The sequence below is a fragment of the Bradyrhizobium macuxiense genome (assembly GCF_007993935.1).
Taxonomy (GTDB): Bacteria; Pseudomonadota; Alphaproteobacteria; order Rhizobiales; family Xanthobacteraceae; genus Bradyrhizobium; species Bradyrhizobium macuxiense_A.
In genome coordinates this window covers 408,179-432,177 of the sequence record NZ_VITY01000005.1, presented here as the reverse complement: position 1 = coordinate 432,177, position 23,999 = coordinate 408,179, and the positions used below count along the sequence as shown (strand labels likewise).

General features: G+C 65.5%; 24 protein-coding genes. 8 read left to right on the top strand and 16 right to left on the bottom strand.

All coding sequences use genetic code 11. The features are described 5' to 3' along the window. Positions 1-4 precede the first annotated feature (4 nt). The 3 genes from FBZ93_RS16480 (at position 5) to FBZ93_RS16470 (ending at position 3,596) form a co-directional block, all read left to right on the top strand. Entirely contained in the window at positions 5-346 is a 342-nt protein-coding gene (locus FBZ93_RS16480; protein WP_146986946.1) for a hypothetical protein, read from the top strand. Next, on the top strand, positions 343-3,177 hold the full coding sequence (locus FBZ93_RS16475) for a CHAT domain-containing protein (RefSeq protein ID WP_146986945.1): 2,835 nt from the start codon (positions 343-345) through the stop codon (positions 3,175-3,177). The genes FBZ93_RS16480 and FBZ93_RS16475 overlap by 4 nt, the downstream gene beginning before the upstream one ends. 182 nt (positions 3,178-3,359) lie before the next feature. Then, positions 3,360-3,596: a hypothetical protein gene (locus tag FBZ93_RS16470; RefSeq protein WP_050426044.1), complete on the top strand. Its 237-nt coding sequence runs from the start codon at positions 3,360-3,362 to the stop codon at positions 3,594-3,596. 355 nt (positions 3,597-3,951) lie between these two features. Here FBZ93_RS16470 and rpoD read toward each other — a convergent pair whose 3' ends face one another. Together rpoD and dnaG are read right to left on the bottom strand one after the other, a co-directional pair. Then, a complete protein-coding gene (gene rpoD / locus FBZ93_RS16465) occupies positions 3,952-6,084 on the bottom strand; it encodes an RNA polymerase sigma factor RpoD (protein ID WP_146986944.1) in 2,133 nt (710 codons plus the stop codon). 253 nt (positions 6,085-6,337) lie between these two features. After that, on the bottom strand, positions 6,338-8,353 hold the full coding sequence (dnaG, locus tag FBZ93_RS16460; RefSeq protein WP_146986943.1) for a DNA primase: 2,016 nt from the start codon (positions 8,351-8,353) through the stop codon (positions 6,338-6,340). A 200-nt stretch (positions 8,354-8,553) separates the two neighbouring features. Here dnaG and FBZ93_RS16455 point away from each other — a divergent pair, with 200 nt between their 5' ends. After that, complete coding sequence (locus tag FBZ93_RS16455; protein ID WP_146986942.1) at positions 8,554-9,108, top strand: chlorite dismutase family protein; 555 nt, start codon at positions 8,554-8,556, stop codon at positions 9,106-9,108. Positions 9,109-9,113: 5 nt separating this feature from the next. On the opposite strand, the gene FBZ93_RS16450 is transcribed toward FBZ93_RS16455, so the two are convergent. From FBZ93_RS16450 to FBZ93_RS16440, 3 genes are all read right to left on the bottom strand, one after another. Further along, positions 9,114-9,512, bottom strand: a complete 399-nt coding sequence (locus tag FBZ93_RS16450; RefSeq protein WP_146986941.1) for a gamma-glutamylcyclotransferase family protein — start codon at positions 9,510-9,512, stop codon at positions 9,114-9,116. A 125-nt stretch (positions 9,513-9,637) separates the two neighbouring features. Beyond that, positions 9,638-10,450, bottom strand: coding sequence for a transglutaminase-like domain-containing protein (locus tag FBZ93_RS16445; protein ID WP_146986940.1), 813 nt, complete (start codon positions 10,448-10,450; stop codon positions 9,638-9,640). A gap of 2 nt (positions 10,451-10,452) precedes the next feature. After that, positions 10,453-11,355, bottom strand: a complete 903-nt coding sequence (locus FBZ93_RS16440; RefSeq protein WP_146986939.1) for a transglutaminase family protein — start codon at positions 11,353-11,355, stop codon at positions 10,453-10,455. A 103-nt stretch (positions 11,356-11,458) separates the two neighbouring features. On the opposite strand from FBZ93_RS16440, the gene FBZ93_RS16435 reads away from it, so the two are divergent. Then, positions 11,459-12,256 carry an N-formylglutamate amidohydrolase gene (locus FBZ93_RS16435; RefSeq protein WP_146986938.1) on the top strand — a complete coding sequence of 266 codons (798 nt, stop codon included), beginning with the start codon at positions 11,459-11,461 and terminating at the stop codon, positions 12,254-12,256. Between the two features lie 5 nt (positions 12,257-12,261). Here the strand turns inward: FBZ93_RS16435 and FBZ93_RS16430 are convergent, their stop codons facing one another. The 9 genes from FBZ93_RS16430 to FBZ93_RS16385 form a co-directional block, all read right to left on the bottom strand. Then, on the bottom strand, positions 12,262-12,444 hold the full coding sequence (locus FBZ93_RS16430) for a hypothetical protein (protein WP_146986937.1): 183 nt from the start codon (positions 12,442-12,444) through the stop codon (positions 12,262-12,264). 7 nt (positions 12,445-12,451) lie between these two features. Continuing rightward, positions 12,452-13,615: a PepSY-associated TM helix domain-containing protein gene (locus FBZ93_RS16425; protein WP_146986936.1), complete on the bottom strand. Its 1,164-nt coding sequence runs from the start codon at positions 13,613-13,615 to the stop codon at positions 12,452-12,454. A 235-nt stretch (positions 13,616-13,850) separates the two neighbouring features. Then, a complete protein-coding gene (locus FBZ93_RS41745; RefSeq protein WP_167529062.1) occupies positions 13,851-14,168 on the bottom strand; it encodes a DUF1275 family protein in 318 nt (105 codons plus the stop codon). Then, positions 14,147-14,581 (bottom strand): DUF1275 family protein, encoded by a 435-nt coding sequence (locus FBZ93_RS41740; protein WP_146986934.1) that lies wholly within the window; start codon positions 14,579-14,581, stop codon positions 14,147-14,149. The genes FBZ93_RS41745 and FBZ93_RS41740 overlap by 22 nt, the downstream gene beginning before the upstream one ends. Positions 14,582-14,618: 37 nt before the next feature. Continuing rightward, positions 14,619-15,401, bottom strand: a complete 783-nt coding sequence (locus tag FBZ93_RS16410; protein WP_146986933.1) for a 3-hydroxybutyrate dehydrogenase — start codon at positions 15,399-15,401, stop codon at positions 14,619-14,621. Positions 15,402-15,445: 44 nt separating this feature from the next. Further along, a complete protein-coding gene (locus FBZ93_RS16405; protein WP_146986932.1) occupies positions 15,446-16,621 on the bottom strand; it encodes a DUF3734 domain-containing protein in 1,176 nt (391 codons plus the stop codon). Positions 16,622-16,652: 31 nt separating this feature from the next. Beyond that, complete coding sequence (locus tag FBZ93_RS16400; protein WP_146986931.1) at positions 16,653-17,444, bottom strand: acetoacetate decarboxylase; 792 nt, start codon at positions 17,442-17,444, stop codon at positions 16,653-16,655. 73 nt (positions 17,445-17,517) lie between these two features. Beyond that, positions 17,518-18,723: an NAD(P)/FAD-dependent oxidoreductase gene (locus tag FBZ93_RS16395; RefSeq protein ID WP_146986930.1), complete on the bottom strand. Its 1,206-nt coding sequence runs from the start codon at positions 18,721-18,723 to the stop codon at positions 17,518-17,520. Between the two features lie 548 nt (positions 18,724-19,271). Further along, entirely contained in the window at positions 19,272-20,219 is a 948-nt protein-coding gene (locus FBZ93_RS16385) for a helix-turn-helix transcriptional regulator (protein ID WP_146986928.1), read from the bottom strand. 154 nt (positions 20,220-20,373) lie between these two features. Between FBZ93_RS16385 and FBZ93_RS16380 the strand changes: the two genes are divergently transcribed. The 3 genes from FBZ93_RS16380 to FBZ93_RS16370 all read left to right on the top strand — a co-directional run bounded on the left by FBZ93_RS16380 (position 20,374) and on the right by FBZ93_RS16370 (position 23,555). Beyond that, a complete protein-coding gene (locus FBZ93_RS16380; protein WP_246667508.1) occupies positions 20,374-21,090 on the top strand; it encodes an RrF2 family transcriptional regulator in 717 nt (238 codons plus the stop codon). After that, a complete protein-coding gene (locus tag FBZ93_RS16375; protein WP_146986927.1) occupies positions 21,087-22,784 on the top strand; it encodes a PAS domain-containing sensor histidine kinase in 1,698 nt (565 codons plus the stop codon). Before FBZ93_RS16380 ends, FBZ93_RS16375 begins: the two co-directional genes overlap by 4 nt. 78 nt (positions 22,785-22,862) lie before the next feature. Next, entirely contained in the window at positions 22,863-23,555 is a 693-nt protein-coding gene (locus FBZ93_RS16370) for a response regulator transcription factor (protein WP_146986926.1), read from the top strand. An 18-nt stretch (positions 23,556-23,573) separates the two neighbouring features. Here the strand turns inward: FBZ93_RS16370 and FBZ93_RS40625 are convergent, their stop codons facing one another. Further along, a complete protein-coding gene (locus tag FBZ93_RS40625; protein WP_167529061.1) occupies positions 23,574-23,741 on the bottom strand; it encodes a hypothetical protein in 168 nt (55 codons plus the stop codon). A gap of 9 nt (positions 23,742-23,750) precedes the next feature. Beyond that, positions 23,751-23,984 (bottom strand): DUF6894 family protein, encoded by a 234-nt coding sequence (locus tag FBZ93_RS16365; RefSeq protein ID WP_050426421.1) that lies wholly within the window; start codon positions 23,982-23,984, stop codon positions 23,751-23,753. Positions 23,985-23,999 lie beyond the last annotated feature (15 nt).

Below are 23,999 nucleotides of genomic sequence, written 5' to 3'. Positions count from 1 at the left end.
ATCAATGCTTTCGGCGCTGGCGCGTTTCGGCTTCGAAGCGAAAGGCGGTTGCCGGGCGAACGCGGCGACCAGCGGTAACATCATCCGATGGCTTGATCCTGCCGCTGGCATGCAAGCAGCGGCGTACCGCGCGGGCGGTTCGGAGGCGCGCCGATGGGTGAACGCCGGAGGCGCCGGTGGCGACCAAGAAGCACGAGCCCGGCAAGCCGGTTCCGCCCGCACGGCCGGCCGCCGTGTCTTGTTCACGCAAGGGCGCGACGATAAAGCCGGGCAAGCTGCCGCAACGACGCCGTCATTTGGGGATGCATCCGGTGACGAATTTGAAATGGGGATGTGCTGCCGATGACGATCGCCTTGGGTTTCGCACGCGTGCGCAGGGCCGCCGCATCGCTTGGCATCGTCCTCGCGTTCGGCACTGTCCTGACCGGACCGGTCGACAGTGCAGCCGCGCAGGACTCCCGCGCCAGGCGAGCGCCGGCGCAGGGCGCAAACAGCGTGCCGACAGTCACTGCGCAATTGAAGAACGCCATCGCGCTGACGCGCAGCGGCAAGATCGACGAAGGCTTTGCGCAGCTCAATGCCGCGCTCGACGCCACCGACAGGCTCGACGATGCGCAGTTCGCGATGGGGCAGTATTTCGAGGCAACTGCGACGCTGCGCGCGGTCAAGCGCGACGATCTTGCCGAAAAGCTGTTCGTGTGCGCATTTCAGAGCAAGGCGGCCGCGCAATCGACGCCCGGCAAAGCCGACCTGCTGCTGATGTACGCCATCCTTGTCTCCGACCACGCCAGGATCGCCGAAGCGGTTCCGCTCTACATGAAGGCGATCGCGGCCTTCAACGCCTATTGGGGCGAAGGCTCCGAAGTGTCGCTGATCGCCAACGACAAGCTCGCGGTCGCACTGTCGGCCAACGGATCGGCGGCGTCCGCGACCAACCTCGGCTGGCATAATTTCGTGCTTGCAGAGAAGGCGCTCGGGCCCAACCATCGCACCACCTGGAAACTCGCCAACAATTATGCCGACATGCTGCGTGAGATCGGCGCGCCGGCAAAGGCGCTCGAGCTCGACCTGTTCGCGATCGAGGGTCGCGCCAAGCATTATGGCGAGAACCATCTCAACACGCTGGTCACGGTCAACAATGCCGGACAGGATTTCCTCGCGCTCGGCCGCTTCGACGACGCTCGCCGCTATTTCCGCCGGCATCGGGCGATCGCGACCGCGCTGGCGCCGAAGGATCCAACGTTTGCCGGACAGGCCGACGCCTGGCTGTTCTACACCGACATGCTCGAGGCGGGCGACACAGCGATCTCGCCGGCCGACCTGGAACGACTGGAGGCGATCGTCGCCAATGAGGAGAACTTTGCCGATTTCCTCCGCATCAAGGCAGCTGTGCTGGCCGCCGGCAAGCGCGAGGCGCGCGGCGAACGCGACAAGGGCATGCGGCTGCGCGAAATTGCGTTGGCGATCGCAACCCGCGCCTTCACCGCGCAGCATCCAATCTCCTTCGAGATCAAGCTCGGCATCGCGACCGCGTTGATCGCTGTCGATCCGAACCGCGCGGTGCAGAACTTCACCGCGCTCGACCGTGAGATGTTCGACTGGATGAAACGCGAGGTCGGCACCGCGGGCGATCGTGCCGTCGCGGAGGCGATCCGCGCCCAGGCCGACCATCTCTTGTTCGCATTCGGCCGCTTCGCCACCGGGGCCGGCTCCGCCGTCGCGCAGCCGGCCTTTGCCGCCGCCGTGCTGCGCTGGAAGACGCTCGGCGGCGGCGACGCCACCGCGCTGCGCCGGTTCGAGACCGAGCTCGCGGATAAGGACGCGGAGACCGCAGCGCTGGTGCGCACAGCACTCCGGCTCAACGGCGAGAAGCAGGAGCTGTTCTCGTCGGGCAATATCGATGACTGGGCGAGATCGGTGTGGCAGCGGCAGGACGCGGCCGAGAAGGCGCTGGCCAAGCGGCTCGATGCGATCGGGGTGAAGCTGCCGCAAGATCCGATCCGTCCCGCGCAGCTGCTCGCCGCGCAGGAAGCCGTCGTCAACTACTTCATCACGCGGCAGTGGAAGGCGGACCGGCAGTCGAAGGAGCCGCTGGCGGCGACCGTGCTCTACGCCATCGTCGAGACCGCAACGAGCGAGCCGCGCGTGGTCGATCTCGGCGATCCCGGCAAGACGGTCGACACCGGCGTGCGGACCGAGATCGCGCGGCTGCGGACGACACGGGCCACCGTCCCCGATCTCGACGCCAGAGAGCACGTCGACAAGAGCTCCGACACCAGGGCGCTCGATACCAAAGGCCGCTTCCAGAGCCTGCACGCGCGGCTGTTCGCACCGCTGGAGGCCATGCTGAAGGACAAGACCACGCTCTATGTGGTGCCGGACGGATTCCTGTTTGCGGTGCCGTTCTCGCTGTTGCCCGGCGGCGACGGCGGCCTGCTGGAGGACAAGTTCACGATCCGGCTATTGACCAGCCCCGATGCGCTGATCGCGATCCATGCGCGCGAGAAAATCGACAAGACCGGCGCGATGCTGCTCGCCGGCGGCATAGAATACGGCGTTCCAGGGCCGATGCAGCTGCCGGCGACCCGGACCGAGATCGAGGCGATCGCCAAGCTCGCCCGCGCGCGCGGCGCCCCGGTCGTGATGCTGACCGGAAGCGGCGTCAGCGAAGCCGCACTGCGCGAGGCGATCGGCAAGGTCCGCATCGCGCATCTGGCAACCCACGGCTTCTATCACGACAGCACCGCGTCCGGCCTCGACACGCTCTGGCAGAGCGGCATCGTGCTGTCGGGCGCCGGCGACAGCCGCTGGCCGCTGCGCGACGACAAGGACGGCTATCTCTATGCCTTCGAACTGATGGACTGGGACCTGTCCGGGCTCGATCTGCTGGTGCTGTCGGCCTGCGAGACCGGCCGCGGCGACGAGAGTTTTGTCAGCGGCCTGCGCGGCCTGCCGACCGCGCTCGGCATCGCCGGCGCGCGCCGCGCGCTGCTGACGCTGTGGCCGGTCGCCGATGAAGGCACCGCGAACTTCACGGTGCGCTTCTATGAGCACCTCGCCGAGGGCCTGACCTATTCCGACGCGCTGCGCCAGACCCGGCGCGATGCGCGCGACGGCAAGGTCGCGGGCGCCAAGGACGCCAGCGTGTGGGCGGCGTTCGTGCTGTTCGAGGGCTGAGGCGGACACCGGACGCAACAGAACGGTGGACATCTCGCAGGCCGTTGTCATCTTGACATGTCGCGGGACTACGTCCGATCGCATCGCAAGGGCCTTCGCCGCCGGATTGCGCAGGGCAGCCCAGCGCGCAAGCGCGCAGGATTTGCTTTGACAGCCCTGCTCCGATCGAGGACAAGCCGCGCATGCCGAAAAAACCCGGGACCAATCCCAAAGGCGAATTCGCCTTCTTCAACGTCTTCTATGAAGACGGCTCGCAGCGCTCCAACCGCCGCGTGCCCTCGGAGCTCATTGGCGGGCTCGACGGCGACGAGCCGGTGCGCGCCTTCCTGCGCGACCAGGACCGCGAGATCGCCGAAAAGGGTGGCCGCCCGCCGCTCGAGATCAAGTCCATCGAGCGGGTCGGGGCGAAGAAGAAGTAGCGCGGGCGAGCTGGTTGCGTCGCCAAGTCCACTCGCTGACCTGTCTCCGAACGCCATCAGCATCAGAGCAAGCGGCGCCCCTCTCCCCACCCTCCCCCGCAAGGGGGGAGGGAGCCCTGCCGCCAGCACGTCCCTCACGTCTGCGACCAGCAGCACATGGCACGCATCGTTGCGCGAAGTGCCAGCCGTAGAGCGATGTGATGCAAGCACGCTAGTCAGGCTCCCTCCCCCCTTGCGGGGGAGGGTTGGGGAGAGGGGTGGCCCGCGGGCGCTAGCCTTCGAAACGTAATGCGATCTAGCCAAACAAAAACGGCGGGCCCAAGCCCGCCGTTCTTTTCGATGGATACCGACTGGATCAGTTGTCGAGGAAGCTCCGCAGCTTGCGCGACCTTGACGGGTGCTTCAGCTTGCGCAGCGCCTTGGCTTCGATCTGGCGGATGCGCTCGCGGGTGACCGAGAACTGCTGGCCGACTTCTTCCAGCGTGTGGTCGGTGTTCATGCCGATGCCGAAGCGCATGCGCAGCACGCGCTCTTCGCGCGGCGTGAGCGAGGCCAGCACGCGCGTCGTGGTCTCGCGCAGGTTGGACTGGATCGCGGCGTCGATCGGCAGGATCGCGTTCTTGTCCTCGATGAAGTCGCCGAGATGCGAGTCTTCCTCGTCACCGACCGGGGTCTCCAGCGACAGCGGCTCCTTGGCGATCTTGAGAACCTTGCGAACCTTCTCCAAGGGCATGCCGAGCTTCTCGGCGAGCTCTTCGGGAGTCGGCTCGCGGCCGATCTCGTTCAGCATCTGGCGCGAGGTGCGGACGATCTTGTTGATCGTCTCGATCATGTGCACGGGGATGCGGATGGTGCGGGCCTGGTCGGCGATCGAGCGGGTGATCGCCTGCCGGATCCACCAGGTGGCGTAGGTCGAGAACTTGTAGCCGCGGCGATATTCGAACTTATCGACCGCCTTCATCAGGCCGATATTGCCTTCCTGGATCAGGTCGAGGAACTGGAGGCCGCGGTTGGTGTACTTCTTGGCGATCGAGATCACGAGACGGAGGTTGGCTTCCACCATCTCCTTCTTGGCCTGACGGGCCTCGCGCTCGCCCTTCTGCACGCCGTGCACGATCTTGCGGAATTCGCCGATCTCGAGCCCGGTGAGCGCCGCCAGCGACTGGATCTCGTGGCGCAGGTCCTTGATGCGGTCCTTCTCGTGATGGACGAAGTTCTTCCAGCCCTTGGCGGAGAGCTTCGAGACACGGTTGAGCCAGCGCGGATCGAGCTCCGAGCCCTGGTAGTTGCGCAGGAAGTCCTCGCGCGCGACGCCGTGGCTGTCGCCGAGGCGCAGCAGGCGGCCCTCGAAGGAGACCAGCTTCTTGTTGATGTCGTAGAGCTGCTCGACCAGCGAGTCGATGCGGGCCTGGTTGAGGCGCAGCGACTTCACCTCGACGATGATCTCGTCCTTCAGCTTCTTGTACTTGCGCTCCTGCGAGGGCGACAGCGACTCGCTCTGCAGCTGGTTGGCGATATCCTGTTCTTGAAGACGGCGCAGCTTCTTGTACTCGGACGCGATCTTGTCGAAGGTCTCGACCACCTTCGGCTTCAGCTCGGCCTCGATGGCGGCGAGCGACATCTGGTTCTCGAACTCGTCGTCGTCCATGTCGCCTTCGGCGGCGGCCTCGCCGGGATCCTTCTCCTCAGTGCCGGCTTCGCCACCGGCGGGCGCTGCACGGAACGGGGTCGGCGACGGCGGCGCTGCGGGCGGCGCGACATGGGCCGGCGCACCGGCCTGCGCATCACCGCCATTGCCTTCAGCGGCCGCGCCCTCTGCGCCGTTGTTGCCGATCAGGTTCGGATTGATGCCGCCCTTGGACTCCGGGCCGGCATAGGTGGCTTCGAGATCGATGATGTCGCGAAGGAAGATCTTGCCTTCGTTGAGCTCGTCGCGCCAGATGATGATGGCCTGGAAGGTCAGCGGGCTCTCGCAGAGGCCCGCGATCATCGCCTCGCGGCCGGCCTCGATGCGCTTGGCGATCGCGATTTCGCCTTCGCGCGACAGCAGCTCGACGGTGCCCATCTCGCGCAGATACATGCGCACGGGATCGTCGGTGCGCTCGCCGGGCTCCGACTTCTTGACCTCGGTGACGGCCTTCTGCGTGACCTCGACGAGCTCGTTATCGGTCTCGTCGTCGCCGTCGTCTTTCTCGTCCTCGCCTTCAGAGTCATCCGCCTCGGTGACGTTGATGCCCATGTCGGAGAGCATCGACATGATGTCTTCGATCTGTTCGGGCGAGGTCGTGTCGGAGGGCAGCACTTCGTTGAGCTGATCGAAGGTCACGAAGCCGCGCTTCTTGGCCTGCTTGATCATCTTCTTCACCGCGGCATCCGACAGGTCGAGCAACGGCGACGGCGCGTCAGCGGAATCCTTCTCAGGAGCATCCGCCGCCTTGTCGTCTTTTTCCTTGTCCTTAACCTGCAGCGTCTTTGCCTTGGTGGCCATTCACTAAGCTCCCGAAACGCGGTCATGCAAAATGGCGCCACGCGCACACATCGGCATGATATCTAGATTTACTCTCTCGACGCACAAAGGGCGGCGCAAAATCTCGCCACCCCTGTCATCCGTCTCGACGGTTTCCAATCTTGAATAGCCGCGAGGCTATTAAGTTTCGCTTAACCCTGTTTTTGCAGCCAAACCATGGATTTGGCGAGTCTTTTTGCGGGTTCGGCCGGCGCCGTCCGCAGCATTTTTGTTATCAGACATTACGCTGGAACCGGCCCGATAATTCGCCGAACCCTTCAATCAGGGCTTCGGTCCCGTCGGCTTCTGCCATCCGGGCCTGGATATCCTGCAACCATGCCAGATTGGCCTCGCTGGAGTCTTCAGCCAAGGCCGCTTCCGCATCTTTTCTTTCCCTAAGTAAGGCGTGGGTTTTCTGATGCAAGGCAACGAGTTGACGCCAGGTTGATAAAACATCCTCGCGCGCCGCGCCGATCTGCGTCCCCCACACCGCCTGGGTTGTGATCGCCCGCTCAACCCTTTGAAGAATCTGCGATAATCCGCTTGCCTCAAGGTCGGCGCGCATCTTCTCGGCCTGCTCCTCGACGTCAGGGGAATGGTGATGATCGTGGGCAAAGGCCGCGATAATGGCGGCCCTGAGCTTGTGGGCCTCGGGATGGGCAAGCTCCAGCGCCGCCACCTCCTCCAGATGGTCGTGCAGCAGCCAGGGGTGGTTGATCAGGGATAGCAGGATCAGCGCCTCGCGGCGGGAGATCGCGCTGCGCTGGCCGCGCATGATCGAGCTGTTGGCGAGTTGGGGGCTCGCGGCCTGATACGGGCCCCGTGAAATCCCGGGGGTGGCGCCGCCCTTGCCGCCAAAGCGGCCCCCCTGGCCGCCTCGGGCCGGGCCGCGGGGGGCAAACTGGCGGGGTGATTCGCCGCTTCGCCCGCCGCCGAAATTGCCCCTGCCGAAGCCGCCGCCGTAACCGCCGCGGCCGCCCTCCGGGGCGAAATTGCGTTGCAGCCGCTCCTGCAGGTCCTGCCGGTAATAGCGGCGCACCACCTCGTCGCGGATGCCATTGGTGAGCTCGCCGATCCGAGCCTCCAGCGCGGCGCGGCGCTCGGGGGTGTCGAAATTGCCGCCCTCGATCTCGCGCGACCAGATCATGTCGGCGAGCGGACGCGCGGCCGAGATCACGTCCTCGATCGCGGCGCGGCCGCCGGAGCGGGCGAGATCGTCGGGGTCCTGCCCTTCCGGCAGCAGCGCGATGCGCAGGCTCTTGCCGGGCTTGAGCTGCGGCAAGGCAATGTCGGCCGCGCGGTACGCGGCCTTCTGCCCGGCGCGGTCGCCGTCGAAGCAGAGGATCGGCTCGTCGACCATCTTCCAGAGCAGGCCGAGCTGGTTCTCGGTCAGCGCGGTGCCGAGCGGCGCGACGGCGCCGGGAAAGCCCGACGTCACCATGGCGATGACGTCGACATAGCCCTCGACGACGATCAGCTGCGCGCCGTCATGGGCGGCCTGCCGCGCGGTGAACAGATTGTAGAGATTGTCGCCCTTGTGAAACAGCGTGGTTTCCGGCGAATTTAGGTACTTTGCTGGAACGTCCTTCTCCAGCGCGCGGCCGCCGAACGCGATGACGCGGCCACGGGCATCCGATATCGGGAACATGACGCGGTCGCGGAAGCGATCGAACGGCACCGGCTTGTCCTCGCCGGACACCAGCAGCCCCGCCTCCACCATGTCCTCCGTGGAGATGCCCTGCGCGCCCAGATGCTCCTTCAGCGCGAAGCGATCCGGCGGCGCGTAGCCCATCCGGAACTGGAGCTGGGTCGCCGGCGAGATGCCGCGGTCGGCGAGATAGCCGCGCGCCTTGGCGCCATTGCGCGAGGCCAGTGTGTCGGCGAAGAATTTGGTCGCGAGTTCCATCACGTCGTGCAGGGTGCGGCGGCGCTGCTCGTGCCGCGCCGCATCCGGGCTCGCCGCCGGGATCGCCATGCCGGCCATCGACGCCAGCCGCTCGACCGCCTCCGGAAAGGTGACGCCCTCGGTCTGCATCACGAAGTCGAAGATGTTGCCGTGCTGGCCGGAGGAGAAGTCGTGGTAGAAGCCCTTCTGGTCGTTGACCGTGAACGATGGGGTCTTCTCCTGCTGGAACGGCGACAGCCCCTTCCACTCCCGCCCGGCCTTCTTGAGCTTGACGCGCTTGCCCACGACTTCCGAGACCGGAAGCCGGGCACGCAGCTCGTCGAGGAATTCGGGTGTGAAACGCATGGATCGATTTTAGCGTGGTATCCGGTGAGTCGCTGATCAACCGGTTAGCCATATAGGGGCGGCGGGTGGTTGGACGAAGAATGTGGGATTTTTCCGGGCTATTCACAGGCCCCGCCGCACCACCGGGCTACCCCGGATTCCTCGGTGGAGAGACGTTTCAGCCACCTTGCCCCCTCCCCGGTTCCGGGATTGGATAGGCCATGTTCACGACATTCAGAGGCGGGCAGAGCGGCGGCTGGCAGGTCACGTCCATCACGCGGGTGAAGGGCGAGACGCTGCCGAAGGTCGCGGCGCTGTCGATCGTTGCGAGCGATGCGATCGCGCTGCCGCTGCTGCCGGCGCAGACCTCCTGGCGGCTCGCCGGCGTTGCGAGCCATCTGCGCTACACCGAGAAGGAAGAGCGCGAGAAGCTCGCCGCCGTTCAGGCCGGGCTCGGCCGCAGCGAGGCGACGCATGCGGCGCTGATCCCGATCAGGAAATCCGCGGCATGGTGGGAGCTGACCCAGGAGGAGCGCCGCAAGATCTTCGAGGACAAGTCGCACCACATCGCAGGGACCTTGAAATACCTGCCGGCGATCGCCCGCCAGCTGTTTCACGCCCGCGACCTCGGCATGCCCTTCGACTTCCTGACCTGGTTCGAATTCGCACCCGAGCATGCGAGCCTGTTCGACGAACTGGTCGCCATGCTGCGCGCGACCGAGGAATGGAGCTTCGTCGAGCGCGAGGTCGACATCCGCGTCGAGCGGGAAGTGTGAAGCCGCTAGTGCTCGAGGAATTTTCCTGAGGCGATCCGCGGCAGCTCGGTGACCGGCCAGTTGTAGAGATAGGTCCACGCCTCGCTCACGCTGCCGTCGGCGAGCGTGACCTTGAGCATCTCGCGGACATACTCGGTCGGCTGCGGAAAGCCCTCGCCGCAGGCCTCATACATGTCGAATTCGCGCAGCATGGCCTCGCGCTCGCGCAAGCGGAACAGCTCGCCATGCACGATGTCGGCGGCATCGTCCGACACGACGAGGCCCGGATAATGCTTCACGAGGTGGAGCCGGCCGCGGCACTGCGCGGGCCCGAGGAATTCCGCATTGCCCGCCAGCAGCTTCGCCATCGGGTGGTCGAAGCCGCGCATCAGCGTGCCGTAGACGAAGAGGAGATCGGAGGTCATGGCCCTCTATGTCATTGCGAGCGAAGCGAAGCAATCCATTGCGCAGCGGAGACATGGATTGCTTCCGCCTTCGCCGAAGGCTTCGGCGGACAAGTCGTCGCTTCTCGCGATGACGAGAGACCGGCTCAAGCCGCCGCCACCTCATCCGTCACGACAACAAATTTCGCCAGCGTCATCCGGCCGAAGCTCGTGGTGAGCGCAACGTCGGCGGCATCGCGGCCGGTCGCCATCAGGATGCGGCCGATCCGCGGCGTGTTGTGGCGGGCATCGAAGGTGTACCACTGGCCGGACAGATAGACCTCGAACCAGCCGGAAAAATCCATCGGCGCGGGATCCGGCGGCACCCCGATGTCGCCGAGATAGCCGGTGCAGTAGCGCGCCGGAATGCCCATGCAGCGGCAGAAGGTCAGCGCCAGATGTGCGAAGTCGCGGCAGACGCCGGCGCGGCTTTCATAGACGTCGTGCGCCGACTTCATGTGATGGGCGTGCTGGTAGCCGAACGTCACGTGGTGGTGCACGAAATCGGTGATCGCCTGCACCCGCGCCCAGCCCGGCTGCGTGCCGGCGAACAGCGACCAGGCGATGTCGGTCAGCTTGTCGGTCTCGCAATAGCGGCTCGGCATCAGATAAAGCAGCATGTCGTCGGGCAGTTGCTCGACCGGCAGCTGCTGCGCCGCCGGATTGACGACGTCAGGCAATCCGGAATCGCGCACCAGCGCGCTGCCGCGGAAGGTGACGCCGCCGCCAGGGGCGACAAGACGCCCGCAGACATTGCCGAAGCCGTCGCGATAGAGGCCGATCGGCACATCCGGCTCGGTCGCAATGCGCTCGGTGCCGACGATGTCGGCGTAACGCGACGGATGGATCGACAACATGATCACCATCGGGGTCGGCTGCGGCGCCGTGTAGGTGATCTCGAAGCCGACCCTGATCTGCATCGTCAGGCCGTCTCCCGCTCCGCCATGCTCTCGCCGACCGAGACGACCTTGATGTCGACGTCCATGCCGAGAAAGGCATCCGCAGCGCCGAGATAGACGCCATGCAGCGGGATCGCCTGCCGCGGATCGCGCGCCACAGCGACGCGGATCAGATCGCGCGTGCCGACGATGCCGTTGGTCGGATCGAACTCGATCCAGCCCGCGCTCGGCAGATAGACCTGCACCCAGGCATGGGTCGAGCCGCCGCCGACATAGCCATGCGCGCTGCCGGGAGGCATCGCCAGATAGCCGGAGACGAAGCGCGCGGCGATGCCGAGCCTGCGCAGCGCCTCGATCATGAACAGTGCATAGTCGCGGCAGGTACCGGACTTCGTGCGCAGCGTATCGAGCGGATGCTGGGTGCCCTGCTCGTAACGCTTGCGATAACTGAACGTCTCGCGGATGCCATGCGTCATGTCGCTAAGGATCTTGAAAGTCAGCGTCGGCGCCTCGACATCGAGGAAGCGCCGCGCCCAGGCCGACAGCTCGCCGTTCGGGTCGCCATATTGCGGCGTGATGAACTGCTGCAGATCGGGGAATTCCTCATCGTCGTAGAGGAACGGATAGAAATAGGCGGCGTCGTCCGGCGTCAGCGCAAACCTGTCGGCGGGATTGTGCTCCACCGTCGCTGTCGAGACAAAGGACAGCGTGTCGGCGCGCTCGTCGAAGGCTGCGATCGCGACGCTGTTGCCGAACACGTCGTGGATCCAGCGCAGCGACATCGGCTGCGGATCGATCGCAAGCGCGCCGTCGAGCACGCGCAGATCATGGCCGTCGCGCGGGCGCAGCATGATGCGGTGCTCGCCGAACGCCACCGGGCGTGCGTAGCGATAAACGGTCTTGTGATGAATAGTCAGCAGCGGCATCTTCAAACAATCATCGTGATTTCGGACCGCTTAATCTATAGAGAAAGCTGCTCGATTCCAGACCAGATGCCGCTCGAATAGGCAAAGTTGAGGAAAAAGGCCCTTGAATTACGGCGGCAGTCCATCCTTCCTGCTTGCAAGCACCGATGTTTCGCCGGTTCTTGAACACAATCCTGCCGGCCGCTCACCTTTCCTGCTCACCTGCGATCACTACGGCAAGCTGATTCCCTCCCCGCTCGGCGATCTCGGCCTGCCCGAAAGCGAACTCGTGCGGCACATCGCCTGGGACATCGGCATCGCCGGCGTCGCAACGAAGCTCTCCGACCTGCTCGGTGCGCATTTGATCGCGCAGCGCTACTCGCGGCTCGTGATCGACTGCAACCGCCCGCCGCATGTCGCAAGCTCGGTGCCGCTGATCAGCGAAGCCACCACCGTGCCCGGCAATGAAGGCCTGTCGCGCGAAGCCGCCGAGATGCGCCGCACGCAGATCTTCGATCCCTATCACAGGCGCATCGACGACATCATCGACGAACGTGCGCGGCAGGGCTTGCCGACCGTGCTGGTGTCGCTGCACAGCTTCACGCCGGTTTATGCCGGCATCGCGCGTCCCTGGCACATCGGCACGTTGTATCACCACGACAAGGCGCTACCGCCGCTGCTGCTCAAGCATCTGCGCAGCGAGGGCGATCTCGTGGTCGGCGACAACGAGCCCTATGCGGTCAGCGACGAGACCGATTACACGATCCCGGTGCATGGCGAGCAGCGCGGCCTGATGAATTCGGGCATCGAGATCCGCCAGGACCTGATCTCCGACCAGGCCGGCGAGACCGCATGGGCCGAGCGGCTGGCGCGCATTCTCGGCGAGATCGAAGCGACGCTGCGCGCGGAAGCGCTGATCTAGCCCGATCAATTCGGCCGGCGTCGCCAGATGAACAGCAAATAGAGCAGCACGGGCAGGCCGAGCGCCGCCCATGAGACGGCATCCCACCAGCCGTCGCCGACCAGCGCGCTGATCAATCCGACCGTGCTCACGATCGCGATGACGAGCGGCGCAGCGAAGATCTGGGTCAATGAGCGATGTGCGACCATGCTGATGTCACGACGTGAGCGCGGGGTTGTCGATCGCGGCGGCATTGGCGATGGCGCGTTCCTGGCTCACGCCCGCTCTGCGCCGGCGCATCCACAAATACACGCCGGTCACGAGGATGAAGATGGTGAGGATGTCGAGCAGCGCCCAGACGATCTTGAGCGGCATGCCGCCATAGTCGCCGAAATGCAGCGGCTGCGAGACGTACAGCGTCGACACATACCAGGGCATGTCGCGGCTGTCGGTCAGCATTCCGGCTTCGGCATCGATCAGCGCGGGCTTCAAGAGCCGCGAGGTCAGCGGCGTATCGCCGTGCAGGAACACCGCGTAGTGGCTCTTGCTGCTGAACAGCGTTCCCGGGAAGGCGACGAAGCTCGGCGTCATGCCGGGCACCGCGTGCCTCGCCACCTCAACCGCGCCGTTCAGCGAGGTCAGCTTCGACGGCACCGGGCGCTCCTTGTACTGTGCGGTCATTTCGGCGAGCTGGCCGAACTGCCACATCTTGAGCACGAGATCGGCCCAGGTGTTGATGACGCCGGTGAAGCCGACCACCAGCGTCCAGGCGACCAGCAGGATGCCGGCGAGATTGTGCACATCGAGCCAGCGCACGACGCGGGTCCGCTGCGCACGATAGGCGCCGAAGCGCAGCTTCCGCATCGACGGCGCGTAGACCACGATGCCGGAGATGATCGCGACGCAGAACAGGATCCCCATCAAGCCGAGGAACAGCTTGCCGGGCAGCCCTGCGAACATGTCGGTGTGCAGCTTCAACATGATGTAGGTGAAGCGGCCGGTCACGTCGGGGGAATCGAGATAGGCGCCGGTATGCGTGTCCATCCGGATCAGCAGGTTGTTGACCGGATTGGCATCGATCGAGGGACCGACGCTGACCCATATCGCGCCGGGTTCGTCACGATCCCAGATCAGGAAGTGCGGCACCTTGCCCGGCGCCTGCGCCAGCGCGTTGGCCAGCAGATGGTCCAGATCGGCCGGCGGCGTGCCTGCCGGCGCTTCGGCCGGCTTGACCGAACTGTGCAAGAGATCATCGATCTCGTCGTGGAAGATCAGCGGCAGGCCGGTGATGCACAACAGCAGCATGAACAATGTGCAGATCAGGCTGGTCCATTTGTGGACGGCGCCCCATCGCCGCAGGGATTTGGTCGTCGCAGTCAACGTCGCTACCTAATTCCGGAGTCTCCACTCTTGCCTAACACGATGAAGGATGCGCGCAGCAGCGCGGCGGTTAGAACCCGTCCAGTGTCGGGCTTATCGTTGATCGTGTTGCGATCGCGCAACGAGCGCGCCGGGAAACTGCGGCAATGCGTCGTGCCGTTCGGAGCAACTCTTAGGATCGTTCTAAATGGAGCCGGGGCGAACGACGAAACGCGTTGCGATCTCGAGCGCCGACTTACCGCACGGCGATCGCAACACCGGCCAGCGCTGCGGGAAGCGACCAGGTCCAGTCTCCGGCCACCGAGACCGCCGCCGCGGCAACGACACAGCCGAGAAGGAACCCGGCCAAACGGCCGAGCGAATGATTCAATGGCGTCGCATCATGCGGCAGCAGAGGATGACGGATCGAAAGCAAATCCATCGCCGATAAAACGGCATTGGCCAGATTGCCGCTCATCACCGCAGTCGAGATGGCGCCCCGCACCGCGATGCGCAGCAGCGCGTACTGACAGGCCATCGCGGACACCGCCATCATCGCCGCCGTGCCGGCCAACACCCCGCCGGATCGGAGGATGGCCTCGAGACGACGCTGAAGACCAGCAACGCAGCAAGGATCAGAAACTGAACCAGCAGCAACAGCCGCACCAGTCGCGCGCCGTGCAAGCCTGATGCGCGCGCAATCAGCCAGACGGTTGCCAGCGCCAGCATGAAGACCGGGATGGTCAACAGCTGCGCCCAGTGGAACGAGCCGCCGTCGACGGCAACGCCGGCCGCCAGCACAAGGTTGCCGGTCACGTGGGCCGTGAAGATGTGGCCCAGCGTGAAGAAGCCGGTACAGTCAACCATTCCGGCGATCACGCTGAGCAGGGCCGGCAGGCGCGCCTCCATGCGCGACAGCTCCATGGCGTCATCCGCGGAAGCATCAGACGCCGGGAATGCGAGCAGGTCTCGCGCGAGCAATGACATGGGCGATCACCCGGATGTGGCCGGCTGAAGCCGTGCGCTACCGTGCCGTCCAGCCGCCATCGACCGAGATCGCCGTTCCCGTGATCTGGTCTGCTGCGCCCGAGCACAGGAAGGCAACGGTGCCGCCAAGCTGCTTCGGGGAGACGAACTGGAGCGACGGCTGCTTTTCGGCGAGCAGGTCTCTGGCGGCATCCTGCTGGCTGATGCCACGCTGCGCGGCGATGTCGTCGATCTGCTTGTCGACCAGCGGCGTGCGCACCCAACCCGGACAGACCGCATTGCAGGTCACCCCGCTGCCTGCGGTCTCGAGGCCGACCACTTTCGTGAGACCAATCAGCCCGTGCTTGGCGGCGACATAGGCGGCCTTGTGCGTCGACCCGACGAGGCCATGGGCCGAAGCGATGTTGACGATGCGGCCCCAGCGCTGCTTCTTCATCCGCGGCAGCGCGGCAGCGATGGAATGGAACGCGGCCGACAGATTGATCGCGAGGATCGCGTTCCAGCGGGCGGCCGGAAATTCCTCGACCGGCGCGGTGAACTGGATGCCGGCATTGTTCACGACGATATCGAGGCGGCCGAAACTGGCGACCGTCGCGGTGACCAGGCCGCGCACGGCATCTTCCTTCGACATGTCGGCGCCGTCATAGCTGACGCGCACGCCATGCTCGCGTTCGATGCCGCTGCGGATCGCCTCGATCTCGCTGCTGTCGCCAAACCCGTTCAGGACGATGTCGGCGCGCAGGCTGGCGAGCTCCTTGGCGATGCCGAGCCCAATACCGCTGGTCGATCCGGTGACGATGGCAACCTTGCCCTTCAACATGGGAAGTTCCTTTCGATGGTGTGGGGATGAGATGCGCCGCGGGTTCAGTCGCGCCGGTGGATGTCGTGGGTGACGATGCCAAGCTCCGGCGCCGGCCGATCGAGCCGGCCCGGGTCGGCCAGCGTGCGCCGGATGTCCTCGAGCCCGCTCTGCCAGTGCGCGCGCATTGCGTTGGGCCCGAACTCGTAGTCCTTGGAGTGACGCTCGTAGATCTTGGACTGATAGATCAGATGAATGATGTTGCAGGAGCGATGGCGGGCCATCTCAGCGATCTCGCGAATCTCCGGATCCTGCCTTGCGCTCTCCGGCAGCAGCGCGAGCGTCCGCTGCAGGGCTTGCCGCATCTTCTGCATCCGCAGCGCCTGATCGGTGATGGCGCGGGTCCGGCTGGAATATTGAATGTCCTTCTGCCGGCTCGACACCTCCATCAGGTCGTTGGGCACGCGGCCCCTCGCCGACCACAGATCGATCTGGAAGGTCAGCGTGTCGCGCGGCTCGCTGGACAACACCCGGGACAAGGGCGTGTTCGAGACCACGCCGCCATCCCAATAGTGCTCGCCGTCGACCTCGACGGCGGGAAAGCCCGGCGGAAGCGCGCCGGACGCCATGAAATGCTTCGGACCGAGCCGGCGCTCGGCGGTGTCGAAATAGGTCAGATTGCCGGTGCGTACGTTGACCGCGCCGACGCTGACGCGCACCTCGCCGGAATTCAGCCGGTCGAAGTCGACGAGTTGCTCCAGCGTCTGCCGCAGTGCCGACGTGTCATAGAAGCTCGTCGCGGCAGCCCCCGAGAACGGCGACAGGAACGGCGGCGGGAAGCGCGGCTTGAAGAAGCCGGGCTGCCCCTGGAACAGGGCGCGCATCGCCGCCAGCGCATTGTGCGCCGACCGCATGTCGAAGGCGAACGGCAAGGCGTTGGCGAGCCCTTCTCCCGCCGGCCATTCGACGGGCGTGGCACAGATGCCTTCCCAGAATTTGCGCAGCCGTTCGACCCGCTCTCGTTCCGGCGAGCCGGCGATGATAGCGGCGTTGAGCGCGCCGATCGAAATGCCGGCCAGCCAGTTCGGCCGGATGCCGGCCTCGTGCAGGCCCTCATAAACGCCGGCCTGATAGGCGCCAAGCGCGCCGCCGCCTTGCAGCACCAGGGCCACGACGTCGTAGGGCAGCGACCTGGTCCGCTGCGACGGCGCATCGATCTGCTCACGCATCACGTTCAACATTGCAGAAACTCCTGATGATGGTCGAGGCTGGTCAGCCGGCATTCGCCGCGGTCAGGGCTTCGCCGCGTTGCGGCGTGGCCTGGCCGGCGGCAAGATAGTCATGCACCACGGCGCCGAGCCCGAGCGTGAGGTCGGCGATGATGTGCTTGGCGGACAGAACTTGCAGCACCGGCAGTTCGGCGACCGGAGCCAGCGCATGCGAGTACAGGTCGAGCGCGGCCGGCCCGCTCCACGCACCCTTCACCGTGATGTCCTCGAGATGGTAGCGCACCAGCTCGCAGATGCGCGGCGTGCCGTCGACATGCGGAATGATCTTGAGCAGGAAATTCGGCGCGGCGAGCTTGCGGGCCTCGGCGGCGATGTCGAGCGCGCGGTGCTTGTAGCCCATGGTGCCGGTCGCGATCCGTACCGAGCCGTAGTTCAGCGAGCCGACCAGTGTGTCGATCTCGACCTCGAGCTTCGGCTGCGCCAGCTTCTTGGGAAAACCCCACAGCTCGCGCCCGCCGGCGATCGGCGGATGATCGTTGAGGAACATCTGATGGGTGAAGCCACCGAGCTGGCCCTTGTAAGCCACCGGGATGACCTGGCCGCTCTCGGTGTAGTCGCCGAAGCCCGTGGAGTCGGGCATGCGGATGAATTCGTAGTTCACCACCGCCTCGGTCAACTCCAGCGGCTCCGGCACCACACGCCGCAGCGCTTCGGGATCGGTGCGGTACTGGATGATGAAGTATTCGCGATTGACGAAGCGATAGGGCCCGGGCGGGAAAGCCGGACTGGTCAGCGGCATCGCGAACGACGACGTACGCACGGTCTCGTGTTTCACTGTGGTGAGCTCCAGTTGTGACGGTCGACGGTGGCCGCGCCCGTGCAGGGCGCGGCCGGGTTCGGAGGACGTCCTAGACTTCGGTGACGTGCTCCGGATCGGCGGATGCGAGCGCTGCGGCACGCTCGGCACGCGGCGGATAGATCCAGACCGTGTTGATCTCCCGCTTGGTCTTCTTGGCGACGTCGCCGACCAGCTCGACCTTGCGCTCCCAGCCGCGGGTGAACAGCGCGCCGGCCTCGCCGAGGTCGAGGCAGGTGACATAGACCTTCTGATGGTACGGCCTGGTCGCGACGCCGAGCAGCTCGGCCGCGGCGTTGTTGCCGGCAAAGGCGCCCATCCGCGTCGCATGCTGGCAGGACATCAGCGCGTAGTTGCCGGCATCGTCGCACGCGGCCCGCGCCGCATCACCGGTGGCGAACACGCCCGCGACCGACGGCACGCGCAGGTCGCGATCGACCAGCAACCGGCCGAAATTGTCGCGCTCGGCCGGGATCTGGGTGGTCAGCGGCGCGGCGCGGATGCCCGCCGCCCAGACCACGGTCGCGGCTTCGATACGCTCGCCGTTGGACAGCGTGACGCCGGACTTGCCGACCTCGGCGACGCCGGCGCCGAACCGGCCCTCGACCCCGAGCTTGCGCATCGCATCCTCGATGATCGGGCGCGGGCCTTCGCCCATGTCCGGCGCAATCGCGGGGTTGCGTTCGACGATGATGACGCGGGGCTTGGCGTCCTTGCCGAGAATGTCCCGCAGGCGCGCCGGCATCTCGGTCGCTGCTTCGATGCCGGTGAAGCCGCCGCCGGCGACCACCACGGTATCGCGCGCCACTGATGCCGGCTGCTTGGCGAGGCCGTGCAGATGCCGGTCGAGCGCGACCGCGTCCTCGAGACTGTCGACGCTGAAGCCATGTTCGGCAAGGCCGGGCACGTTGGGGCGGAACAGCCGGCTGCCGGTCGCCATCACCAACCGATCGTAAGGCAGCGTCTTCCGCGCGTCCCTGGCGGTGACGATCTGCACGGTGCGCGCCTTGGTGTCGACGGCCTCGGCGCTGCCCTGCACGTAGACGACGTCGATCGCGTTGAAGACGTCGAGCAGCGGCGCCGTCAGCGTTTCCGGCTTCGGTTCGTAGAGCCGCGGGCGAACCACGAGCGTCGGCTCCGGCGCAACCAGTGCGATCTCGAGCTCCTCGGGCGATGCGCCCTGGATGTCGCGCAGGCGGGCTGCGGAGAGTGCGGCATACATGCCGGCGAAGCCGGCGCCAATGATGACTAGTCGCATGTGATATCTCCTTGGGTTGGCAGTCTCTGATGTCCGCGCGTGACCGACACCGCTTGCCGCTGACGGCAGCCTGTCGCGATCGGTGACGCGAAGAGGTGGAACGAAGGCACGTACCTATCGATGGGCGGCGCAGCTCGATACAAACGGCGCACGCCGTGCGCGCTCGCATGCTGCGCGACAGCCTGGCGCGCTCGACAGCGATCCGCGGCGAAGACTGATCGGCTGCGCGGCCGCCGGGAGCCAGTCCCGGGTGAGCGCTCGAGCCGTATCGTCGATCATCACCGACGTCACGGCATTGGCGCCCTGGGAGGCCTGTGCCGGCGAATCCGCGTCATCACCTGCTGCCGAGGTGAAGCGGACGGTGAGCGTGAGCCCGTACATGAGTGCGGTCGCAACCACCCGGCTTCGCCGCGTGATCGCAAGGCAGTTGCCTAAATCGCTCCAAGCCATCGCTTGTCTCCGTTGTTGGCAATGGGTGCCACGATGATCTAGCGAATTGGGCCTGAGCGCGCCCCAGAGCGATTGCCCGACCTGAAGAGCGATTGCTGCTACCGCAGGCGCCGCCGCCAATCGCTCGGGGTTTCGCCGGTCAGCTTCCGGAACGCGGCAGCAAATGCGGTCTGCGATCCGTAGCCGAGCGCCGCGGCGACCGAGACGACGGATGCATCGGTGTCGCGCAGCATGTTCATGGCCTGCTCGAGCCGGTGCTGGCGCAGCCAGGCATGCGGCGAGAGCCCGGTGCTCTCCTTGAACGCGCGGCAGAAGTGAAAGCGCGAGAGGCCGACATCCGATGCCAACGCCGCGAGCGAGACGTCGGCCTCGCTGTCCGAACGCAACCGCTCGATGGCGCGGCGCAGCGCCTGCGGCGCCAGCCCGCCGCCAACCGGCCGGACCGGCGCCGGCGCGCCGGTGTGCGCCGCCAGCAGCCGCGTCGCCAGAAGATCCGTCAGTTGCTGCCTGAACAGTGCATCGAGGGCTTCGTTGCCCTGCAGCACATCCGCCGCACTCAACAGCAATCTGGACGTAACGGGGTCCGGATGCGCCGTCCGCTCCAGCAGATCAGTCGATGGGGCGTCGGCTTCATCAGCGACGCGCGCGAGCGTCGTCCGCGGAAGATAGAGCTGAACGACGTCGACAGGCTTCGGAATATCCCATCGGGAGCTTGATCCCTCGGGAATGATGATCACGACCCCGGGACGAAACGTGCCGATCGCGACCGAGCGTCCCGAGCGGCGCTCCATGCGCTGCATCGTACCGTTATAGGCCATGATCACGTGGTGACTCATCGGCTCGACGACGTCGTGCAGCGGCTCGTGCTTCCAGTGAGCGATCCCGCCACCGGCGGCATCCAAAGCCATGCGAAACGGAGTGGTGCCGAGCACGCGCGCCATCTCGACATCGGCGGCGCGATGCTCGGTACTCGGCTGGTTGGCCTGACGCGCCTCGGACGAGGGCGGCAAACTCTCTGGGCCATCACGCAACAGCGGCTCGGTCATGCTATCGGGCTCGTTTTCGGAGCGGGAAACGTCGATCGAAGCGACTGCCACGTCCGTCAAACGGCCGATATCGTGCGCGAGGATAGGTTGCCTTTACCCGAGGGCTAGGTCGGTTGACCGCGCACGCCGAAGGAACGCCAACGCACATGCCGGAATGCGTCGTCACTTCAGCAGCTTAGGGCGGCATCTACGCATCGCTGTCATCACCGTGTCGTCGATCCGCATAACTCGGACAAATACTATCCGCGTATTGCATACCAGAACTCAGACTGCTATAGTCCGCGTTATGGCACACGTCACCGTGAGCGTCGAATACGGCATCCATTGCCTGCTGTGGCTGGTCGGCTCCGGTGACACGCCGTTGAGCAGCCGTGACCTCGCCGAGTTGCAGGGCATTTCGCCGAGCTTCGTTGCCAAGATATTTCCGAAGCTCGAGAGGGCCGGCATCGTGGAGGCGTCCGAAGGCGCCGGAGGCGGATATGTGCTTGCGAGGTCGCCGGCGCAGATCAGCTTTCTGGACATCGTGGATGCCATCGAGGGCGATAAGCCGCTGTTCGATTGCCAGGATGTGCGCTGGCGATGTCCGTTGTTCGGCGCGACACCGCCAACATGGGCCACGAAGGGAACCTGCGCCGTTCACGCGGTGATGCTTCGCGCCGAGAAAGCCATGCGCGACGCCTTGGCCGAACAGACCCTCGGCGACGTAGCGCAGCGCTTCGGACATGCCGCGCCCGCCGCGTTCTTCGCGGAAGTCCAGGACTGGATCAGCGATCGCGTCAAGGATCGCCCCCGAAGATCCGATCGGTCGGATCGTCCCGGCAAGCCCTCGAAGCGACGGCGGCGCAAGTTGAAACGGGCGGGCGGGACATGACAGGCGCGGCGCGTTTCGCCGAGGGCTTCGGCTTCGCCCTGTCGGGCTGCGGTATCGGACTGGTACTGGCTGGGTTGATGCATGGGCTGAACGACCCTTCGGCTGCCGCCGCCGCGTGCAGCTGCCTTGTGATCGGCATCTGCTGCATCTGGTCCGGACGTCGGCGAGCGACGATGCGCGCAGGCAAGGCCGAACAGGCACTGCGCATCATCGAAAGCATGCCGGCGCTCGCATGGTCGACCGATGCCAGCGGCAGGTTTCTCTATATGAGCCGCCGGATCAGGACCCTCACGGGGCTCTCCAAGCAAGACCTGTCGCCGCTTGGGCGCGACAGGTTCGGCGTGAGGAACGTCGTTCATCCCGATGACTATGATCGGCTCATGGCGGCGTGGCAGCACAGCCTCGCAACCGGCGATCACTATGTTCTGGAGCATCGCATTCCAATGGCGGACGGCGCCTATCGCTGGTTCCGCAATTTCGCATCGCCCGCACGCGATCAAGACGGGCGCATCGCCGCTTGGTACGGCACCACCATCGATGTCGACGACGAGAAGACGGCCGAAGCCGCCCTGCTCGAACGCGAACAGCAACTGTCCCGGCTGGTCGATTCCGTACCCGGCCTGATCTGGAGCCTGGCTCCGGACGGCGAACCCACCTACTTCAACAAGCGAATGGTGCAATTCACGGGGCTTTCGATCGACCAATTGGCTCATCTCGACACAGGACGGCTTGCCGCGACGGTCGAGGCCATCGTGCATCCGGATGACGCGGTCGTCGTCACCGGCGCAGTTCGCGGCGCGATCGCGACACGCGAGCCGTTCTCGTTGAAGCATCGGCTTCGCCGTTCGGACGGCGTGCATCGCTGGGTGGAGGCACGCGCTGCGCCGATGCGCAATGCCGAAGGCATCGTGGTGCAATGGTACGGGATCTGTCTTGATATCGAAGATCAAGTCCAGGCGCAGGATGAGTTGCGGCGAACTCGGGACACCCTGGGACGCGCAAGCCAGGCGGCCAGCCTGGCGGAGCTCTCGGCTTCGATCGCCCACGAAGTCAATCAGCCACTCGCCGCCATCGTCGCCAATTCGCACGCCTGCCAACGGTGGCTGGCCGCCGACGCGCCGAATATCGAGCGCGCGCAGGTGATCGTTGCGCGCATCATTCGCGACGCCAATGCAGCCGCGGACGTGGTCAGCCGCATTCGCGCGCTGTTCAAACAATCGACGCAAGAGAAGAGACGCGCGACGCTCGGCGAAATCATCGCGGAAGCGCGTGATCTGATGATCGACGCCGCACGGCAGAGCCGCGTCAGCGTCGTGATGCAGATCGAGTCCGACCTGCCCGCCGTGGTCTGCGACCGGATTCAGATCCAGCAGGTTTTCATCAATCTCATACGCAACGCGATCGAGGCCATGGAGGGCGTCGGAGACGCCAAGTCGCTTGGCATCCGCGCGCGCAGGTCCGGCGGCGGCGTGCGGATCGAGATCAGCGATCGCGGCCCCGGCGTCGAATCGCCGGACCGGATATTCGAGCCGTTCGTCTCGACGAAGACGGACGGTATGGGAATGGGGCTCGCGATCTGCCGCTCCATTGTCGAAACGCATGGCGGCCGGCTGTGGACCGAGACCAGCCCGGCCGGCGAGACAACGTTCACGTTCACGCTGCCGGTGGCAGCCGACGAGGCCGTGGCGGTGTGACGATCGTGCTTCGAAAGTCCGCCGTCACCGCCGTTGACGACGGCTGCCGCGTAGCGCGAGTTCGATGAGGAGAAAAATATGACACATGAACTCGAGACGTCGCAGAAGCCCGCTTTGGGTCGGATGCGGCCAAAGGATGAGGCCGAGCAGCCTCTTGTCATCATCGTGGACGACGATCCGGCGGTTCGCGAAGCCGTGCAGGAACTGATGTTGTCGGCCGGTATGGAATGCGCCTGCTTCGCCTCGGCGCAAGACCTGTTCGCGGCAAGCGTATGGGAGAGGCCCGGGTGCCTGATCCTCGACGTTCGGATGCCGGGATCGAGCGGTCTCGATCTCCAGCATCATCTCGCAGCAAGCGGCAAGCGCAAGCCGATCGTGTTCCTGACCGGCCACGGCGACATCCCGATGACGGTACAGGCCATGAAGGCCGGCGCCATCGACTTTTTGACCAAGCCGGTGCGCGATCAAACCCTGCTGGATGCGGTAACCGCCGGGATCAGGAAGGATCTCGCGCAACGCGCCGATGCCCGAATCGTCGAACGCAATGTCCGACGGCTGGAATCGCTTTCTCCGCGCGAACGCCAGGTCCTGTACGAGGTTGCGCGCGGCCGTGTGAACAAGCAGATCGCCTTCGATCTCGGCATCAGCGAAGTGACCGTAAAGCTCCACCGCGCCAACGTGATGCGCAAGATGCAGGCGAGCTCGATCGGCGATCTGGTTCGTACCTGGGAATCCCTGCCGGCTGCGATGCGCGAGTCCCGGGCGGCCTAGCCAGGATCGGGTCTGCGTTCAGCCGGCTGCCGCGGCTTGAACGGCGTGCTTGGCGCGCCATTTGGGGCCCGGCCCGCGCATGTAGTGGAGCTCGGGGCGGTAGGGATCGCGAATTCGCGCGATCAGATTCTGCCAGCCGATCGCGATCGCATTCAGGCTGCGGCAAAGAGCCAGCGGTGACGGCATGGCTGCCTCTCAGTGCGCTTTGCCGAGAACGAATGCGAAGGGCAGAATGACGATCTCCTCGCCGTCCTCGTCGCTGACATGCACGGCCCAATCGCGCCAATCTTCCAGACTGACCGTCGCGACCAGCGAGCGCATCATGCTGGTCGCCGCCTCACAGGCCTCGGTGAGGCTGGTCACCGAGGTGCCGCGGCGATCCATCAATACGCCGCGCGTATTCGAGCAATGGAAATAGACCTGAGTCATGTGCGTATCCTCGAA

Excerpts from the sequence above, each read along its gene's own strand:
- FBZ93_RS16395 (WP_146986930.1), bottom strand. The coding sequence starts at position 18,723 with ATGCGACTAGTCATCATTGGCGCCGGCTTCGCCGGCATGTATGCCGCA.
- FBZ93_RS16380 (WP_246667508.1), top strand. The coding sequence starts at position 20,374 with ATGCGTCGTCACTTCAGCAGCTTAGGGCGGCATCTACGCATCGCTGTC.
- FBZ93_RS16410 (WP_146986933.1), bottom strand. The coding sequence starts at position 15,401 with ATGTTGAAGGGCAAGGTTGCCATCGTCACCGGATCGACCAGCGGTATT.
- FBZ93_RS16455 (WP_146986942.1), top strand. The coding sequence starts at position 8,554 with ATGTTCACGACATTCAGAGGCGGGCAGAGCGGCGGCTGGCAGGTCACG.
- dnaG (WP_146986943.1), bottom strand. The coding sequence starts at position 8,353 with ATGCGTTTCACACCCGAATTCCTCGACGAGCTGCGTGCCCGGCTTCCG.
- FBZ93_RS16440 (WP_146986939.1), bottom strand. The coding sequence starts at position 11,355 with ATGCCGCTGCTGACTATTCATCACAAGACCGTTTATCGCTACGCACGC.
- FBZ93_RS16375 (WP_146986927.1), top strand. The coding sequence starts at position 21,087 with ATGACAGGCGCGGCGCGTTTCGCCGAGGGCTTCGGCTTCGCCCTGTCG.
- FBZ93_RS16405 (WP_146986932.1), bottom strand. The coding sequence starts at position 16,621 with ATGTTGAACGTGATGCGTGAGCAGATCGATGCGCCGTCGCAGCGGACC.
- FBZ93_RS16480 (WP_146986946.1), top strand. The coding sequence starts at position 5 with ATGCTTTCGGCGCTGGCGCGTTTCGGCTTCGAAGCGAAAGGCGGTTGC.
- FBZ93_RS16450 (WP_146986941.1), bottom strand. The coding sequence starts at position 9,512 with ATGACCTCCGATCTCCTCTTCGTCTACGGCACGCTGATGCGCGGCTTC.
- FBZ93_RS16385 (WP_146986928.1), bottom strand. The coding sequence starts at position 20,219 with ATGACCGAGCCGCTGTTGCGTGATGGCCCAGAGAGTTTGCCGCCCTCG.
- FBZ93_RS16475 (WP_146986945.1), top strand. The coding sequence starts at position 343 with ATGACGATCGCCTTGGGTTTCGCACGCGTGCGCAGGGCCGCCGCATCG.
- rpoD (WP_146986944.1), bottom strand. The coding sequence starts at position 6,084 with ATGGCCACCAAGGCAAAGACGCTGCAGGTTAAGGACAAGGAAAAAGAC.
- FBZ93_RS16445 (WP_146986940.1), bottom strand. The coding sequence starts at position 10,450 with ATGCAGATCAGGGTCGGCTTCGAGATCACCTACACGGCGCCGCAGCCG.
- FBZ93_RS40625 (WP_167529061.1), bottom strand. The coding sequence starts at position 23,741 with ATGCCGTCACCGCTGGCTCTTTGCCGCAGCCTGAATGCGATCGCGATC.
- FBZ93_RS16430 (WP_146986937.1), bottom strand. The coding sequence starts at position 12,444 with ATGGTCGCACATCGCTCATTGACCCAGATCTTCGCTGCGCCGCTCGTC.
- FBZ93_RS16370 (WP_146986926.1), top strand. The coding sequence starts at position 22,863 with ATGACACATGAACTCGAGACGTCGCAGAAGCCCGCTTTGGGTCGGATG.
- FBZ93_RS16365 (WP_050426421.1), bottom strand. The coding sequence starts at position 23,984 with ATGACTCAGGTCTATTTCCATTGCTCGAATACGCGCGGCGTATTGATG.
- FBZ93_RS16470 (WP_050426044.1), top strand. The coding sequence starts at position 3,360 with ATGCCGAAAAAACCCGGGACCAATCCCAAAGGCGAATTCGCCTTCTTC.
- FBZ93_RS41740 (WP_146986934.1), bottom strand. The coding sequence starts at position 14,581 with ATGTCATTGCTCGCGCGAGACCTGCTCGCATTCCCGGCGTCTGATGCT.